The following is a 15,665-nucleotide window of genomic DNA, read 5'->3' as shown; positions in this document are numbered from 1 at the left end:
CCCCAAGGCCTACCGGGTCCTGGGCGTCACCAACCAGACCGACCTGTTCACCACCATCAGCGAGGCACTCCGCCTGCGCTGAACGAACTGATCCCAGAAGGGAGAGGGGGGAGTCCGGTCACCGGACTCCCCCCTCAGCGTGCGTCCTGGCCGCACCGCCACGACCTCGAACACGAGGGCATGGCCATACGGCGAACTTCCAGGTGATCTGAACGAATGGATAGCCTGGGCGAATGCTTACCGAAGTGACAGCGACCCGCTACGTCACGCCTTTGCGTGAGGGCGGCTCGCTCCCCGGGATCGTCGAGGCCGACGACCTCGGTACGTACGTCATGAAATTCACCGGCGCCGGACAGGGGCGGAAGACCCTGGTCGCCGAGGTCGTCTGCGGGCAGCTCGCCCGCAGGCTCGGCCTGCGGGTGCCGGAGCTCGTCACCATCCAGCTCGACCCCGTCATCGGGCTCTCCGAACCCGACCAGGAGGTGCAGGAGCTGCTCAAGGCGAGCGGCGGGCTCAACCTGGGCATGGACTTCCTGCCCGGCTCGCTGGGCTTCGACCCGCTCGCGTACGAGGTCGACCCGAAGGAGGCCGGCAGGGTCGTCTGGTTCGACGCGGTGATCAACAACGTCGACCGGTCCTGGCGCAACCCGAACATGCTCGTCTGGCACGGCGACCTGTGGCTCATCGACCACGGCGCCACCATGATCTGGCACCACAACTGGCCGGGCGCCCAGGCCTCCGCCGCGAAGCCGTACGACGCCTCCGACCACGCGCTCGCGCCCTTCGGCCCGGACGTCGCCGCCGCGGCCGCCGAGCTCGCGCCGCTCGTCACCCGCGAACTCCTGGAGGAGGTCGCCGCCGACGTCCCCGACGAGTGGCTCGTCGACGAGCCCGGCTTCGACAGCACGGACGCGGTCCGCGCCGCGTACGTCTCGGCGCTGCTGCCGCGCGCCGCGACCATCCACGAGCGGATCACGCTCGGGCCGCGCAGCGAGAGCCGGCCGCAGCAGCCGCCCGGCTGGCTCGCCGAGCGCCTCGCGCCCCGGAAGCACTCCACCGAGAAGGACAGCACGACGTGACCGACCGCGATGTCTTCGAGTACGCGCTGCTGCGCGTCGTCCCCCGGGTGGAGCGCGGCGAGTGCTTCAACGCGGGAGTGGTCGTCTACTGCCGTGCCCGGTCCTTCGTGGCCGCCCGTACGCATCTGGACGAGGCCAAGCTGACGGTGCTCGACCCGGCGGCCGACGTGACCGGCGTGCGGGCCGCGCTGCGCGCCGTCGAGGGGGTCTGCCTGGGCGGCGACGCGGCCGGTCAGGCCGCGCGCGACGAGCCGGGGCGGCGCTTCCGCTGGCTGATCGCGCCGCGCTCCACGGTCGTGCAGCCGGGGCCGGTCCACACGGGTCTGACCACCGACCCCGAGGCCGAGGTGGAGCGCCTGCTCGACCTTCTCGTCCGGTAGATCGTCCGACAGGCCGTCCGGTACTCGTCCGGGAGGGCCGCGGCGCGTGACCTGGTGCACCCGGTGGGCCGTTGACACCGGGTGCCAGGGCTTCTAGCGTCTCGTTCCGTGGTCGATACTAAGCGGTCGCTCATGTGCGGGACGCAGGAGCGGCTCACGGACTCGGCCTACCAGGGACGATCCAAGGGCGAGGAGAATCAAGCATGTCCACCACCGAGCAGCGCGTAGCCATCGTCACGGGTGCCGCACGGGGCATCGGCGCGGCCACCGCGCTCCGCCTGGCGGCCGAGGGCCGCGCCGTCGCCGTACTCGACCTCGACGAGGCGGCCTGCAAGGACACCGTCGAGAAGATCACCGCCGCGGGCGGCACCGCGCTCGCGGTCGGCTGCGACGTCTCGGACGGCGCGCAGGTGGAGGCCGCCGTCGCGCGGGTCGCCGCCGAGCTCGGCGCGCCGACGATCCTCGTCAACAACGCGGGCGTGCTCCGCGACAACCTGCTCTTCAAGATGTCCGAGTCCGACTGGGACCTCGTCATGAACGTCCACCTCAAGGGCGCCTTCCTGATGGCGAAAGCCGTCCAGAAGCACATGGTGGACGCGGGCTTCGGCCGGATCGTCTCGCTCTCCTCCTCCTCGGCGCTCGGCAACCGCGGCCAGGCCAACTACTCGGCCGTCAAGGCCGGTCTGCAGGGCTTCACGAAGACCCTCGCCAAGGAGCTCGGCAAGTTCGGCATCACCGCCAACGCCGTCGCCCCGGGCTTCATCGTCACCGAGATGACCGCGCAGACCGCCGAGCGCGTCGGCATGGGCTTCGAGGACTTCCAGGCCGCCGCCGCCTCGATGATCCCGGTGCAGCGGGTCGGCCGCCCCGAGGACGTCGCCAACGCGATCGCGTTCTTCACGGGCGACGACGCCGGCTTCGTCTCCGGCCAGGTCATGTACGTGGCCGGCGGCCCGCTCAACTGACGACCGGCAGCGAGAGGAGCAGGGCGCGCATGAGCGCACAGGAACGGCCGGAGCTGTCCGGCAAGGTCGCCCTCGTCACCGGCGCGAGCCGTGGCATCGGCTACGGCGTCGCCGAGGCCCTCGTCGCCCGCGGCGACCGGGTCGTGATCACCGGACGCGGCGAGGAGGCCCTCAAGGAGGCCGCGGAGCGGCTCGGGGCCGACCGGGTCATCGGCGTCCCCGGCAAGGCGCACGACGAGGCCCACCAGGCCGCCGCCGTCGAGGCGGCGATGGACGGCTTCGGCCGCCTGGACTTCCTCGTCAACAACGCAGGTACGAATCCGGTCTTCGGGCCCATTGCGGACCTGGACCTCGGGGTGGCCCGCAAGGTCTTCGAGACGAACGTGATCTCCGCGCTCGGCTTCGCCCAGCGGACCTGGCACGCCTGGCAGAAGGAGCACGGCGGGGCGATCGTGAACATCGCCTCGATCGCCGGCGTCACCGCCTCGCCTTTCGTCGGCGCGTACGGAATGAGCAAGGCCGCGATGATCAATCTGACCCTTCAGCTGGCGCATGAATTCGCGCCGGTCGTGCGGGTCAACGCGATCGCTCCGGCCGTGGTGAAGACGAAATTCGCGCGGGCGCTCTACGAGGGCCGTGAGGCCGAGGCGGCGGCCTCCTATCCGCTCGGCCGGCTCGGCGAGCCCGAGGACATCGGCGGCGCGGCGGCCTTCCTCACCTCGTCCCAGTCGGAGTGGATCACCGGTCAGACGCTCGTCGTCGACGGCGGCATTTTCCTGAACGCCGGAGTCGGGTGACCGATAACCGGACACTTTCCGGAATCTCCTGTCCGGATTGACCCCGGTTATACGTTGAATGCCTCAAGTGCCCCGTCGGGCTCGAACATTGACCTGGCGGGGTGCTGCGGTATCGTCGGCCGACCCCTGGCTGAACGAGGAGCGTGCACGTGTTCAACCGGACCAGTCTGCAGGCCGCTGCAGCCCTTGTGTCCATATCCCTGGTAACCGGATGCGGTGTCTTCTCGGACAGCGAATCCGCCGGGGATCAGAGAATCGTCGTCGGCACGACGAGTTCTCCTTCCACGCTTGATCCGGCCGCCGCCTGGGACAATTCCTGGGAGCTCTTCCGGAATGTCTTCCAGACCCTGGTGGCTTTCCCGACGGGCAGCACCACGCCGCAGTCGGACGCCGCCGACTGCAAGTTCACGGACACCTCCAGCCGGGTCTTCGAGTGCAAGCTGGTGGAGGGCCTCACGTTCTCCAACGGGCACAAGCTGGACGCCGCGGCCGTGCAGTACTCGATCGAGCGCATCCGCACGATCGACGCCAAGGGCGGCCCGAACGGCATGCTCGGCTCGCTCGGCAAGATCGACACGGTCGGCGACCGCACCGTCGTCTTCCGGCTGAACAAGTCGGACGCGACCTTCCCCTTCATCCTCGCCACCCCCGCGATGTCGCTGGTGGACCCCGCCGAGTACCCGGCCGACAAGCTCCGCACGGACGGCAAGGTCATGGGATCGGGCCCGTACGTCCTCGACTCGTACAGCGAGCGCAAGGAGGCGGAGCTGACGAAGAACCCCTCCTACAAGGGTTTCGCCGACCGCAAGAACGGCGGCGTCACGATCAAGTACTTCGACGACTCCGAGGCCATGGTCGGCGCCCTCCGGAAGAAGGAGATCGACGCCACCTACCGCGGCCTCACCGCCGCCGAGGTCGTCGCCCTCCAGGAGGACAAGCCGGAGAACAAGGGCCTCCAGATCGTCGAGTCGACCGGCGCCGACATCCGCTACCTGGTCTTCAACACCCAGAACAAGTCCGTCGCCAAGCTCCCCGTCCGCAAGGCCATCGCCCAGCTCGTCGACCGCGACGAACTGGTCAGCAAGGTCTACCAGGGCACCGCCGAGCCCCTGTACTCCATGGTGCCCAAGGGCATCGCCGGTCACACCACCAAGTTCTTCGACCGCTTCGGCTCGCCCAGCGAGGAGAAGGCGAAGAAGATCCTCCGCAACGCCGGCATCACCGAGCCCGTCGAGCTGGACTTCTGGTACACCACCGACCGGTACGGCTCCTCGACGGCCGCCGAGTTCACCGAGCTCAAGCGGCAGCTGGAGGAGTCCGGCCTCTTCAAGGTCACCCTGCACGGCAAGCCCTGGAAGGAGTTCCAGGCGGGCTACCAGAACGGTGAGTACCCGGTCTTCGGCCGCGGCTGGTTCCCCGACTTCCCGGACCCGGACAACTTCGTCGCCCCCTTCGTGGGCAAGGAGAACGTCCTCGGCACGCCCTACGAGAGCCCCCGGATCACCAACGAGCTGCTCCCGAAGTCCCGCCGCGACAGCGACCGCGGGACCGTCACGGACGAGTTCGTGGAGGCCCAGGAGATCATGGTCCAGGACGTCCGCCTGCTGCCCCTGTGGCAGGGCAAGCTGTACATCGCGGCCGGCGAGGACATCGGCGGCGGCGAGCGCGCCCTCGACCCGCAGACGGTCATGCAGATGTGGGAGCTGAGCCGCCGGGCCAGCTGGTAGCGGGTCTGCGGGGGCCACTGTCAGTGGCCCCCGGTAGGTTTTCGGACGGAGTAACAGGAACGTCCACCGGAGGTTGTTGACCGTGACCGACACCAGCATGCTGCCCGAGTCCTGGCGGGGTGTCCTCGGCGAGGAGCTGCAGAAGCCGTACTTCGCCCAGCTCACCGAGTTCGTCGAGGAGGAGCGCGCCAGGGGGCCGGTCTTCCCGCCGAAGGACGAGGTCTTCGCCGCCCTCGACGCCACCCCGTACGACAAGGTGAAGGTCCTGATCCTCGGTCAGGACCCGTACCACGGCGAGGGCCAGGGCCACGGCCTGTGCTTCTCCGTCCGCCCGGGCGTGAAGACCCCGCCCTCCCTGCGGAACATCTACAAGGAGATGCAGGAGGAGCTCGGCCACCCCGTCCCGGACAACGGCTATCTGATGCCGTGGGCCGAGCAGGGCGTCCTCCTGCTCAACGCGGTCCTGACCGTCCGCTCCGGCGAGGCGAACTCGCACAAGAACAAGGGCTGGGAGAAGTTCACGGACGCGGTGATCACCGCCGTCGCCTCCCGCCCCGACCCCGCCGTCTTCGTCCTGTGGGGCAACTACGCGCAGAAGAAGCTGCCGCTCATCGACGAGGAGCGGCACGTCGTGGTGAAGGGCGCGCACCCCTCGCCGCTGTCGGCGAAGAAGTTCTTCGGCTCGAAGCCCTTCACCCAGATCGACGCGGCCGTCGCGGCCCAGGGACACGAGCCGATCGACTGGCGCATCCCGGACCTCGGCTGAGCCTCGGCCCGATCCGGGCCGGGTGCCGCTAGCGTCGTCACTCCCAGAGGGAGAGCGGGTGGAGGTCGCGGTGACCGAGCAGCAGCAGGTGTCGGACGACGGGGTCATGACCAGGATCGGGCAGGCCCTCATGCTGCTGCACGGCGGCGACCGCGAGGAGGCCCGCAACCGCTTCGGGCTGCTCTGGCAGCAGATCGGCCCGGACGGCGACCCCCTGCACCGCTGCACCCTCGCGCACTACATGGCGGACGCCCAGGACGACCCCGACACCGAGTTGGCCTGGGACCTGCGGGCGCTGAGCGCGGCCGAGGGCCTCGCCGAGGAGCGGCTCGCCGCACACGACTCGGCGGCCGCCCTGCGAGCCCTCTACCCCTCGCTCCATCTGAACCTGGCCGCCGACTACGTCAAGCTCCAGCGGCCCGACGCCGCGCGGGTCCATCTCGACCGGGCCCGCGCGGCCTCGGACCATCTCGACGACGACGGTTACGGGAACGGGGTGCGGGCCGCGATCGAGCGCCTGGAGCTGCGGCTCAGGGGCGCGTGACGGCGGCGCGCCCTGAGGGGAGAGCTCACCGGCCGTACGTGCCGGGCCCTGCGGGGAGAGTTCACCGGCCGTACGTGCCGTGGCAGATCCTGGACTGATCGCTGCCGGGGGACCAGCCCCCGTACCGCTCACCCAGATCGCAGACCTCGTCCCGGGAGACCGGGGGCTTCCCCGGCAACCGCCCCGTGAGCTCCGGCAGTACGGGAAGGTCGGGGCGGGCCGCAGGGCGCGGACGCTCGTGCCGCTGCGGTACGGAGCCGTGGTGCGGGGCCGCCGGGCGGGGAGGCGCCGCCGCCTGGCGGTGCCGCTCGGCCGGAGGCTTCGCGCGGGGCGCGGGGGACGGCGGGGGAGCGGGGAGCGCCGCTTCGAGGGCCTCGCGGGCCGGGCCCTCGACGATCTGCGGTGCCACGTCCTGGGCGGGGGCGGTGTCGGCCCCCGGGGCCGAGGCGGGAGTGGGCGCCGTCGGCGGGGCGTCCACCGAGACGCAGCCCGCCAGGGCGGCGACCGCCGCCCCGACCAGGATCTTCACTGTTGTTCGGGTTCCATGCACCCGCGCCACTCTGCTGGTCCGTACGCGATCTTCGCGCCCCTACCGGCGGGGAATGCCCCGCACGGGTGAGCCGCGCGGGGCCCGGTCTTGACCGGCCCGGTGCCCGTGCCGGTGCCCGGTACGGGGTCAGCGGCCGGCCAGGGCGTCAGTCTCCGGTCGCGCCGTCGATCCGCTCGCGGATGAGGTCCGCGTGGCCGTTGTGGCGGGCGTACTCCTCGATCATGTGGAGGTAGATCCATCGGAGGTTGAAGGTCCGGCCGGTGCGGTGCTCGCCCAGGCCCAGGTCGTCGAGGTCACGGCCGGCGGCCAGGGTGCGCGCGTGGGCGATCTCGGCCTGCCAGGTGGCGTAGGCCTCCTCGTAGGTGTCCTCGTCCGTGGCGTGGATGTCCCGGTCGAAGTCCTCCTCCGTCGAGTAGATCCACTCCGCCTTCTCGCCGGCCAGGACGCGGCGGAACCAGCCGCGCTCGACCTCGGCCATGTGACGGACCAGGCCGAGCAGGTTGAGGTCCGACGGCGGGGCGGACGGGGTGCGCAGCTGGGCGTCGTCGAGCCCCTCGCACTTCATCGCGAGGGTCACGCGGTGGAAGTCGAGCCACTGCTCCAGCGCCTCGCGCTCGCCTGTGGTGGTGGCCGGGTCGACGCGCGGGATGGATTCGATGCGTTCGGTGGTCATGGGCGGCATCGTCTCCCATGGCCGAGGGCGGCGCCAAGGGTCCCCCGGGTCTTCCGACTCCGCGTCAGCTCCGATCGCCGAGCATGCCGCGCAGCAACTCGTCGAAACCGGTGCGCAGTTCGGCGCGGCTCGGGACGGCCGCGTGGAAGGAGCCTGCCGCGCAGGAGAACATCAGCCCCTCGCTCCAGGCGATCAGGGAGAGCGCGTGCCGCTCGGGCTCCGGCGAGCCGGCCGCCGCCATCATCGCGATCAGCGGGGTGTGGAAGGTGGAGCCGGCCGCGTCGAAGAAGCTCCGGAGTTCGGGCCGGCGGGTGGCCTCGAGGGCGAGCTCGTAGCGGGAGACCAGCAGGGAGCGGTGGTCGGTGAGGTAGCGGTGCAGGGAGAGGGCGAGCGCGTCGACGAGCGCCTCGCCGCCGCTCTCCGGGCCCGGCAGCTCGTGCGGGGTGAGGACCTCGGCCTCCCGCTCGACCTGGCGCCGTACGGCCGCCTCCAGCAGGGCCTGGCGGGTGCGGGCGTGGTTGGACGTCGAGCCCTGTGGCAGCCCGGCCTGCTCGTCGACGGCGCGATGGGTCAGGCCCCGCATGCCGCGCTCGACGAGGAGGGCGAGGGTGGCGTCGCCGATCCGCTCGGCGCGGGAGACGGGGGACTCCGGGGCCGGGGCCCCGGTGGTGGCTCGGGTCATGGGGACAACCTACTACCGACGCGACTACAGCTGTAGTACGGTCGTGGCACGGAGGTCACTACAGCTGTAGTGTCCCCTCCCGTGCCGCACCCGTCCCGAACCGAGGAGCAGCCATGGAACAGCAGCACCGTGCCGTCGTCGTCGGAGCCGGCATCGGCGGACTCACCGCCGCCGTGGCCCTGCACCTGCGCGGCTGGCAGGTCACCCTCCTCGAACGCGCCGCCGACCTCGCCCCCGTCGGCGCCGGCATCGCCCTCGCCCCCAACGCCCAGCGCGCCCTCGACGTCATCGGCCTCGGCGACCGCGTCCGCGAGCTCTCCGCCTGGCAGGGCGACGGCGGCATGCGCACCCCGGACGGCCGCTGGCTCGCCCGTACCGACGCCAAGGCCGCCGCCGCACGCTTCGGCGGACCCCTCGTCCTCCTCCACCGCGCCACCCTCGTCGACATCCTCACCTCGGCCCTCCCCGAGGGCGTCGTCCGCACCGGCGTGACCGCCACCGTCACCGACCCCGGCGACGACCGCCGCCCCGCCCGCCTCACCGTGTCGGAGACCGGGACCGGGACCGGGACTGGGACCGGGACCGCGACCGGGACCGCGCCCGGAACCGACATCGAGGCCGAGCTCGTCGTCGCCGCCGACGGCATCCGCTCGGCGATCCGCGGGACGCTCTTCCCCGACCACCCGGGCCCCCGCTACTCCGGCAGCACCAGCTGGCGCGTCGTCGTCCCCGCGCCCGGGCGCCCCTTCGCCCCGCACGAGACCTGGGGCGCCGGCAGGCTGTGGGGCAGCCAGCCCCTCAAGGACGGCCGGGTCTACGCGTACGCCATGGCCGTGGCCCCCGCCGGCGCCCACGCGCCGGACGACGAGAAGTCCGAACTGCTCCGGCTCTTCGGGGACTGGCACCACCCCGTCCCCGAGATCCTCGCCGGCGTCGACCCCGACCGGATCCTCCGGCACGACGTCCACCACCTGCCCGACCCGCTGCCCGCCTTCCACCGGGGCAGGGTGGCCCTCCTCGGCGACTCCGCGCACGCGATGATGCCGAGCCTCGGCCAGGGCGGGAACCAGGCCGTCGAGGACGCCGTCGTCCTCGCCCACCACGCCCGCAGCGCCCCCGACTTCACGCCGGACCGCGCGCTCGCCGCGTACACCGCCGACCGGCTGCCGCGCACCACCGCCATCGTCCGCAGGGCCGCCCGCACCGGTGCGCTCACCATGCTCTCCGCCCGCCCCGCCGTAGCCCTGCGCTCCGCGGCCGTCAGTGCCGTCTCCCGCTTCGGGCCCGGCCTCGCCCTGCGCGGCTTCGACGGCATCTGCGACTGGCGCCCGCCGGTCGACCCGGCCCCTTCGGCGCATGATCCGTCCCGCGTAAGCTGACCGGCGCGAAGGGCCCTTCGGGCCCGCGGACGACAAGGGAGACCCCGTGAAGGTTGGCTGCATCGGACTCGGCGACATCGCGCAGAAGGCCTACCTTCCCGTCCTGGGCACCCTCCCCGGGGTCGAGCTCCACCTGCAGACCCGCACCCCGGCGACCCTGGAGCGGGTGGCCGACACTCTGCACCTGCCCGCCGAGCGGCGCCACCGCGACCTCGACTCGCTGCTCTCCGCGGGGCTCGACGCGGCCTTCGTCCACGCCTCCACCGCCGCCCACGCCGAGATCGCCGGCCGGCTCATCGAAGCCGGCGTCCCCACGTACGTCGACAAGCCCCTCGCGTACGAGTACGCCGACTCCGAGCGGATCGTGGAGCTCGCCGAGAAGCGCTCGGTCAGCCTCGCCGTCGGCTTCAACCGGCGCCTCGCCCCCAGCTACTCCCAGTGCCTCGACCACCCGCGCGAGCTGATCCTCCTCCAGAAGAACCGCATCGGCCTGCCCGAGGACCCCCGCACCCTCGTCCTCGACGACTTCATCCACGTCGTCGACACCCTCCGCTTCCTGGTGCCCGGCGAGGTCGAGCACATCGACGTGCGCGCCCGGATCCGCGAGGGGCTCATGCACCACGTGGTGCTCCAGCTCTCCGGCGACGGCTTCACCGCCATCGGCATGATGAACCGGATGAACGGCTCCACCGAGGAGGTCCTCGAGGTCTCGGGACAGGACACCAAGCGCCAGGTCCTCAACCTCGCCGAGGTCGTCGACCACAAGGGGCAGCCGACCGTGCGCCGGCGCGGGGACTGGGTGCCCGTGGCCCGGCAGCGCGGCATCGAGCAGGCCGTCCTCGCCTTCCTCGACGCGGTACGGGAGGGCCGGGTGCTCAGCGCCCGGGACGCCCTGCTCACCCACGAGCTGTGCGAGCGGGTCGTCCGCGACGCGTTGACCCAGGCTTCCTGAACGCGCCCGCACCCTCGGCGGCGCACACCGCGCCGACCACCGCGAGCGCTCCGTACAAGGGCCAGTCACCCCACCGGACGTACGCCGTCGTCGTCCCCGAGAGCGGAAGCTCGCGCACGACGGCGGCGCTCGCGTCCGTGCCGAGCACCGGACCGATCCGGTGTCCGTCGGGGCCGTACGCGGCACTGATCCCGGTGAGCGTCGCGTGGACGACCGGACGGCCCATCTCGGCCGCCCGCAGGGCCGCGAGCGAGGCGTGCTGGGCGGGCGCCCAGCTGTCCTGGAAGGTACTGGTCGACGACTGCACGACCAGGAGGTCGGCCCCGTCGCGGGCGAGCGTCCGGCTCATGTCGGGGAACGCGGACTCGAAGCAGATCAGCGGCCCGACCCGGAGCGGGGACGCGCCGGCCGCACGGGCGGGCAGGCTCATCACCACCGGCTCGGTGCCGCGACGCCGGTCCTCCTTCGCGGCGCGCCCGGCGGACGTGACCCAGCCGAGGAGCCTGCGTGCGGGGACGTACTCGCCGAACGGGACGAGCCGCATCTTGTCGTAACGGTCGCCCGTGAGACCCGCCGGGCCCACCAGGACCGCGCTCTTGTAGATGCCGGGACGGTCGGCGCCCCGTGCGTCCACGTTCACCAGGAGCGGCGCGCCGACCGCCCGCGACAGCGCGGTCAGTCGGGCCGCCAGCACCGGGTCACCCGCCGGATCGGCGCCCACCCCGCTCTCGCCCCACACGACCAGGTCGAGCCGCTGCCCGGCGAGGGAGCGCGTCAGCGTCTCGGCCCGCGCGAGGCGCCGCGCGGGCCCGTCGGGGCCGCCGAACACCCCCGGCTGCACGAGGGCCACCCGTACCGACCCGCTCTCGCGCGGGGCCGCGACACCCCAGGCCGCCGTCCCCGCCACCAGGGCGCAGGCGGCGAGCCCCGCCACCCCGACGGAACGCCGCCCCGGCCCCGCCACGAGGAGCACCACGGCCGTGTTCACCGCCACCACCAGGAGGCTCACCAGCCACACCCCGCCGATCGAGGCGAGCCGCAGCGCCACCGGGACCTGCCACTGGCTCGCCCCGAGAAGCCCCCACGGTCCGCCGAGCCCCTCCCAGGAACGGGCCGACTCGATCAGCAGCCAGCCCGAGGGCACCGCGAGCAGCGCCACGGCCGCCCGCACGGGCGACGGGGTCCCGCCGAGCAGCGCCCTGACGAGCCACCCCCAGGGCAGCCACAGCAGACCGAGCAGCGCGGCGAGCGGGAGCAGGAACACGTGCAGGCTCGGCAGCAGCCAGTGGTGCATCGCCAGCATGAATCCGAAGCCGCCGGACCAGCCGTCGAGACCGGCACGGCGGGCTCCCGGAGCCGTACGGATCAGCAGCAGCCACGGGACGAGTGCCACAGGGGCCCACCACCAGAGCCCAGGAGCCGGGAAGGCGAGCACGGGCAGGGCGCCGCAGCCGACGGCGAGCAGGGAGCGCGAGGCCCCGCGCCCGGCGGGCCGGGGGGCGGGGGAGCGGTCGGCCCGGCCTCCTCGGCGGCGAACCACGAACGGACCACGCATGACGTGCCTCCCGTCGATGCCTCCAGTGTCCGCGACGCCTGCGGTGACCAGGGGTCAGCCGTGGCGGCGCCAGCGTTCGTCGACCACGACCGAGGCGAGCCGCCAGCCGTCGGCGGTGCGGCGCGCCGCGAAGGCGTAGCGCCCGCCGCAGACGAAGTCCTCACCGGAGGCGAACCGCATCGGGTTGACGTAGTCGGCGCCGATGTCCGCCCGGTCCCCGGTCTCCGGATAGCCGCCCGGATCGAGGAACCGCACCCGCCGGTTCACGATGAGGTGCTGGCGTACGGGAAAGAGGGGCAGCGTCGCGGAGAGCCACTCCACGACCTCCGCCGCCGGGCCCTCGATCCCGCCCGAGCCCCGGTAGTCGGCCCTGCCGTCCGGGGTGAACAGTCCCCGGTAGGCGTTCCAGTCGCCCTCGTCGACGGCCGCCGCGTAGCCGGTGATCAGGTCGTCGAGGGCGAATCGGTCCATCACGGTCGCGAGGTCCACGCGCTGCGTCATCGGCTCAGTGTCGGCCAGCGGACGCCAGGGGCCAAGGGTCGTGCGGGCCAAAGCGTGCGAAGGCCGGACGGGCGTGCGGGCTGAGGCGTGCGCGGGGCGTGCGGGCGTGCGGGCTGAGGCGTGCGAGAGGCGGACGGGTGCGCGGGCGGAGACGTGCGAGAGGCGGACGGGCGTGCGCGTCACCGCGCGCGAGGGTCGACCGGGTGTGCGGAAGCCGCGGAGGCGCCGGTCATACTGGCCGCCATGCGCGTGAACATCGATCCCGAACTGACCGACCGCACCTCCTTCTACCGTCTCCTCACCGCCACCGTCGTGCCCCGCCCCATCGCCTGGGTGTCCACGACCTCGGCCGACGGGGCGGACAACCTCGCCCCGCACTCCTTCTTCACCATCTCCTCGGTCACGCCGCCGGTCGTCCAGTTCACGTCGGTCGGGCGCAAGGACTCGCTGCGCAACGTCGAGGAGACGGGGGAGTTCGTGGTGAACCTCGCCCCCGAGAGGCTCTTCGAGACGATCAACGCCACGTCGACGGACTTCCCGCGCGGGGTCAGCGAGTTCGACGCGTGCGGCGTCGAGCGGGAGCCGAGCCTGCGGGTGAAGCCGCCGAGGGTCGCCCAGTCGCCGGTGGCGCTGGAGTGCGAGCTGCACAGCACGCTGCGGATCGGCGACTCGACGGTCGTCTTCGGCCGGGTCGTGCACGCGGCGGTCGACGAGTCCGTCATGGTCGACGGCCACCCCGAGATGACCCTGATGCGCCCGCTGACCCGGCTCGGCAAGAACGAATGGGGCACCCTGGGCGGCATCGAGGAGATCGCCAGGGTGCCGTACCAGGGCTGAGGCCGTCGGGGCGGACGCTCCTGTGCGACGCCCGCGGGGCCGCGGTCGAGGCCACGGGCGGCGGGTCGGCGAACGAGCCCTTCGGCGTGTCCCTGCCGCGCCCCCGACCGGGTCGCCCCGCCGCCGCCCCGGCCCCCGCGCCCGTCGCCCTCATCGCTCCCTGGGGACCCGGGACGACGTCGCTCCGGGTGAGGCTGCCCGGTCGCGGATTCCTTCGGTGCGTTCGGGCAGGAGCAGTACGGAGCCGATGAGGAAGCAGACCGCGCCGATCAAGGTCGTCGTGTCGGCTCCGGTCGCGTTGTGCACCTGGCCGGTGACCGGGTCGATGTAGCCGGCCACCGCGGAGACGCCGAAGGCCACGGACCCGACGAGGTTGGCCAGGGTGATCCACCACGCCCACGACGCCGGCCGCCAGGCGGTCCAGCCGTGACAGGTCTCGTACCAGGCGAGGAGGCTCGCGACGAGGAAGCACACCGAGCCGATGGCGTCGGGGCGCCAGATGTGCTGGTGGGCGGTGGTCGCGGACAGATTGCTCCCCATGGCGACGCCGGTGCTGACGTTGAAGTACAGCGTGCCGACCAGCTGGATCGCGGTGGCCCACCAGTCGATCCGTCGTGGCTGGTAGACGAGGAACCGCCGACGCGTGGGGTTGAGCGCCGGCGGGGCCGCGTCGACCGCCTCGCGGTAGGAGAGGTACGACGCCGCGGTGAAGAACAGCGATCCGACGAAGTACGTGACCGTGTCCCAGCGCGCCCCGACCGCCTCGGTGTAGCCGGGCACCGAGCCGACGGCGAACAGCAGCGACCCGATGAAGAACAGCACCGCGATCCACCAGCCGCGGGCGGCGGGCGCCCACCAGGTCGACCCGGCGGCGGGCCGCTGGTGCTTGCGGTGACGCCGCGATTCCCACCGGACCACGCCCCCGTCCGCGCGCACGTGGTCGACGAACGCCACTGCTCGGAGGGCGCTCCGGTCGCTCCGGTGTCCCCCGGTGGCAGGCGGCTCCCGCCTGCTGGACCCGTTCGTCGTCATCGTCCGTGGCCTCCGGTCCGAGTACGGTGCGCATCGGCCCGGTCCTGGGTCGCCCCACCGTTTCCGGCGGTCACGACGACCGCCTCATCTTCGTGAGCGCCGTCCGGAAGGAGATGTGGCGGTCCTGCCACATCATGCCCGTGGCCGCGCCCAGGGTGATCACCACCCCGATCGCGATGAAGAACGACATGAGGGCGAAGACCACGCCGATCGGTCCGTACTTCTCGTCGTATCCGGTGACCATGCCGGAGAAGACGAAGTGGAAGACGATCAGCATGCCGATCCAGAACGAACCGGTGGCCACCGCGCACGGCAACAGCCTGCGCCAGGCGACGCGGCCCGCCAGCAGGAGCCACATCGTGAACCACCAGAACCCGATGAACGCGGGGACGTTGATGATCCACCACAGGACCGGCGCCCTCTGGTGGAAGCTCGTCCCGGCGGTGGTGCCGAGGGCGGTCCAGCCCACGACCGCGGCCAGCCAGACCACCGCCCGCAGCCGGTCCCGCGCCCCACGAGGACGGAGCTGGAACATCTGCTGGTACAGCTTCTGCAGCGAACCGGCGACGGCGAGCCCGCTCAGGACGAAGAACACCCACGACAGGCCGGTCACCGCCGCCGAGGTGGCCGCGCCGGAGGTGAACAGGTCACCCATGTCGGCGGCGGCCTGCCCGTTCAGTCCCAGCCGGAGCGACAGCCCCGACACCGCCGACCGTCCGGCCAGGGCGGACGTGATGAGCATGAACGGGACCGCGCACAGCAGGAGCGTGGCCGCCAGCAGCATGGCCTGGTTGAGGAAGTCGAACGCGTCCAGCCGTCGCCACAGGTCCTCGGCCCACGACCCCACGTACTTCGCCCTGCCCCACTCGGTCGCCCGCCTGGCGCGCCGAGCACTCTGCGCGGCCGCCTTTCGGCCGGGCAGGCTGCGGGTCCCCGCCCCACCCCGCCGTATCGCGTGCGCGTCCTGAGGCCTGCCCGGTGTTCTGTCGCTCGCCCGCATGATGCATCCTCCAGGAGCTGATCACGACGGTCAGCGGGGACCCCGCGCGAGGCGGCGACAGGTGTGCTCGGGGCCGCGGTCCCGTATCCACCGTCGCACGGCTGCCAGGCCGTGTCAGATCTGACGGGCGACCCCGGCTCCTCCACGCGCGAAGACACGGACGCCCTCCCCGGAAACGACGTCGGCCTTCACGACCCCAACCAGGTCATGAAGGCCGACGTCACGCGCGAGGCCCGGATCCGCCGA

Annotated in this window: 17 protein-coding genes; 10 read left to right on the top strand and 7 right to left on the bottom strand. The window is 72.3% G+C overall.

What is annotated here, in order from left to right:
* The first annotated feature begins 233 nt into the window (after positions 1–233).
* From GGE06_RS14020 to GGE06_RS13990, 7 genes are all read left to right on the top strand, one after another.
* Positions 234–1,079: a HipA family kinase gene (locus GGE06_RS14020; protein ID WP_116162149.1), complete on the top strand. Its 846-nt coding sequence runs from the start codon at positions 234–236 to the stop codon at positions 1,077–1,079.
* The gene (locus GGE06_RS14015; protein ID WP_116162150.1) at positions 1,076–1,459 is read left to right on the top strand and encodes a DUF3037 domain-containing protein; all 384 of its coding nucleotides are present in this window, start codon (positions 1,076–1,078) and stop codon (positions 1,457–1,459) included. Before GGE06_RS14020 ends, GGE06_RS14015 begins: the two co-directional genes overlap by 4 nt.
* A 203-nt stretch (positions 1,460–1,662) precedes the next feature.
* A complete protein-coding gene (fabG, locus tag GGE06_RS14010) occupies positions 1,663–2,424 on the top strand; it encodes a 3-oxoacyl-ACP reductase FabG (RefSeq protein ID WP_116162151.1) in 762 nt (253 codons plus the stop codon).
* 29 nt (positions 2,425–2,453) lie between these two features.
* Positions 2,454–3,221 carry an SDR family oxidoreductase gene (locus GGE06_RS14005; protein WP_116162152.1) on the top strand — a complete coding sequence of 256 codons (768 nt, stop codon included), beginning with the start codon at positions 2,454–2,456 and terminating at the stop codon, positions 3,219–3,221.
* Between the two features lie 149 nt (positions 3,222–3,370).
* Positions 3,371–4,948 carry an ABC transporter substrate-binding protein gene (locus GGE06_RS14000; protein WP_116162153.1) on the top strand — a complete coding sequence of 526 codons (1,578 nt, stop codon included), beginning with the start codon at positions 3,371–3,373 and terminating at the stop codon, positions 4,946–4,948.
* 82 nt (positions 4,949–5,030) lie between these two features.
* A complete protein-coding gene (gene ung, locus GGE06_RS13995; RefSeq protein ID WP_184930960.1) occupies positions 5,031–5,714 on the top strand; it encodes a uracil-DNA glycosylase in 684 nt (227 codons plus the stop codon).
* Between the two features lie 70 nt (positions 5,715–5,784).
* A complete protein-coding gene (locus tag GGE06_RS13990) occupies positions 5,785–6,258 on the top strand; it encodes a hypothetical protein (RefSeq protein ID WP_116165648.1) in 474 nt (157 codons plus the stop codon).
* A 61-nt stretch (positions 6,259–6,319) separates the two neighbouring features.
* On the opposite strand, the gene GGE06_RS13985 is transcribed toward GGE06_RS13990, so the two are convergent.
* From GGE06_RS13985 to GGE06_RS13975, 3 genes are all read right to left on the bottom strand, one after another.
* Complete coding sequence (locus GGE06_RS13985; RefSeq protein WP_312883133.1) at positions 6,320–6,787, bottom strand: hypothetical protein; 468 nt, start codon at positions 6,785–6,787, stop codon at positions 6,320–6,322.
* A 166-nt stretch (positions 6,788–6,953) separates the two neighbouring features.
* On the bottom strand, positions 6,954–7,481 hold the full coding sequence (locus GGE06_RS13980; protein WP_184930958.1) for a DinB family protein: 528 nt from the start codon (positions 7,479–7,481) through the stop codon (positions 6,954–6,956).
* Positions 7,482–7,545: 64 nt separating this feature from the next.
* Positions 7,546–8,163, bottom strand: a complete 618-nt coding sequence (locus tag GGE06_RS13975; protein ID WP_184930957.1) for a TetR/AcrR family transcriptional regulator — start codon at positions 8,161–8,163, stop codon at positions 7,546–7,548.
* Positions 8,164–8,276: 113 nt separating this feature from the next.
* Between GGE06_RS13975 and GGE06_RS13970 the strand changes: the two genes are divergently transcribed.
* Both GGE06_RS13970 and GGE06_RS13965 read left to right on the top strand, forming a co-directional pair.
* Positions 8,277–9,542 (top strand): FAD-dependent monooxygenase, encoded by a 1,266-nt coding sequence (locus GGE06_RS13970; RefSeq protein ID WP_184930956.1) that lies wholly within the window; start codon positions 8,277–8,279, stop codon positions 9,540–9,542.
* A 46-nt stretch (positions 9,543–9,588) separates the two neighbouring features.
* Complete coding sequence (locus GGE06_RS13965; RefSeq protein ID WP_116162158.1) at positions 9,589–10,494, top strand: Gfo/Idh/MocA family protein; 906 nt, start codon at positions 9,589–9,591, stop codon at positions 10,492–10,494.
* Here the strand turns inward: GGE06_RS13965 and lnt are convergent.
* Together lnt and GGE06_RS13955 are read right to left on the bottom strand one after the other, a co-directional pair.
* Positions 10,439–12,049 (bottom strand): apolipoprotein N-acyltransferase, encoded by a 1,611-nt coding sequence (gene lnt / locus GGE06_RS13960; RefSeq protein ID WP_184930955.1) that lies wholly within the window; start codon positions 12,047–12,049, stop codon positions 10,439–10,441. The two genes, GGE06_RS13965 and lnt, sit on opposite strands and share 56 nt — an antisense overlap.
* 54 nt (positions 12,050–12,103) lie before the next feature.
* Positions 12,104–12,550 (bottom strand): nuclear transport factor 2 family protein, encoded by a 447-nt coding sequence (locus tag GGE06_RS13955; protein WP_116162160.1) that lies wholly within the window; start codon positions 12,548–12,550, stop codon positions 12,104–12,106.
* Positions 12,551–12,793: 243 nt separating this feature from the next.
* Between GGE06_RS13955 and GGE06_RS13950 the strand changes: the two genes are divergently transcribed.
* Positions 12,794–13,387 carry a flavin reductase family protein gene (locus GGE06_RS13950; RefSeq protein WP_116162161.1) on the top strand — a complete coding sequence of 198 codons (594 nt, stop codon included), beginning with the start codon at positions 12,794–12,796 and terminating at the stop codon, positions 13,385–13,387.
* 150 nt (positions 13,388–13,537) lie between these two features.
* Here the strand turns inward: GGE06_RS13950 and GGE06_RS13945 are convergent, their stop codons facing one another.
* Positions 13,538–14,341: a hypothetical protein gene (locus GGE06_RS13945; RefSeq protein ID WP_116162162.1), complete on the bottom strand. Its 804-nt coding sequence runs from the start codon at positions 14,339–14,341 to the stop codon at positions 13,538–13,540.
* A gap of 148 nt (positions 14,342–14,489) precedes the next feature.
* The gene (locus GGE06_RS13940) at positions 14,490–15,266 is read right to left on the bottom strand and encodes a YhjD/YihY/BrkB family envelope integrity protein (RefSeq protein ID WP_184930954.1); all 777 of its coding nucleotides are present in this window, start codon (positions 15,264–15,266) and stop codon (positions 14,490–14,492) included.
* Positions 15,267–15,665 lie beyond the last annotated feature (399 nt).

The organism is Streptomyces nymphaeiformis, from assembly GCF_014203895.1.
Classification (GTDB): domain Bacteria; phylum Actinomycetota; class Actinomycetes; order Streptomycetales; family Streptomycetaceae; genus Streptomyces; species Streptomyces nymphaeiformis.
This window is presented reverse-complemented; position numbering and strand designations above follow the sequence as displayed.